Annotated in this window: 2 protein-coding genes; both read left to right on the forward strand. The window is 67.2% G+C overall.

Going from position 1 to position 664, the window contains the following annotated elements; translation table 11 throughout:
* Positions 1 to 122 precede the first annotated feature (122 nt).
* On the forward strand, positions 123 to 383 hold the full coding sequence (gene secE / locus JHD21_RS20150) for a preprotein translocase subunit SecE (protein WP_292678961.1): 261 nt from the start codon (positions 123 to 125) through the stop codon (positions 381 to 383).
* Between the two features lie 55 nt (positions 384 to 438).
* A partial coding sequence (locus JHD21_RS20155) for a hypothetical protein (protein WP_292678963.1) occupies positions 439 to 664 on the forward strand: 226 nt, incomplete at its 3' end.

Consider the following 664-nt stretch of genomic DNA (forward strand, 5'->3'; position numbering starts at 1 on the left):
CAGAGCATCGGTCTCCAAAACCGAAGGTTGGGGGTTCAAGTCCCTCGTGCCCTGCAGATCGAGACACATCAGCACCCAGCAGAACAACCAGCAGAACAACCAGTCGAACGAAGGTGAGAGGCGTGACGGACAGCAAGGCCGTCCGTGGGCCGCGCGACAACAGTCGTGACAAGCGTCCCGAGGGACGCACCAGCATCCCCACGTTCTACCGGCAGGTCGTCGCCGAGCTGCGCAAGGTGGTCTGGCCGACGCAGGAGCAGCTGGTCACCTACTTCACCGTGGTCATGGTGTTCGTGCTGGTGATGATGGCGATCGTGTCCGGGCTCGACCTGGGCTTCGGCAAGCTGGCCTTCGAGGTCTTCACCGGCCGGTCCTCGGACTGACCACCGGGCCGCCCCGGGCGGCCCGCCCCCGAGCAACAAGCAATGGAGTAGACGCGTGTCTGAGCAGTACGAGCAGGACAGCCCGGTCGAGGCCGACGAGGCCACCGACCCCAGCGCCGAGGGCGTGGCCGAGGACGCCCTCGTCGAGTCCGTCCTCGAGGAGACCGTCGCCGACGAGCCCTCCGAGGACGAGCTGTTCGCCGGTGACGCCGACGACACGGACGAGGCCGACGACACGGACGAGGCCGACGACACGGACGAGGCCGACGACACGGACGAGG

Source organism: Nocardioides sp., assembly GCF_016462705.1.
Classification (GTDB): domain Bacteria; phylum Actinomycetota; class Actinomycetes; order Propionibacteriales; family Nocardioidaceae; genus Nocardioides.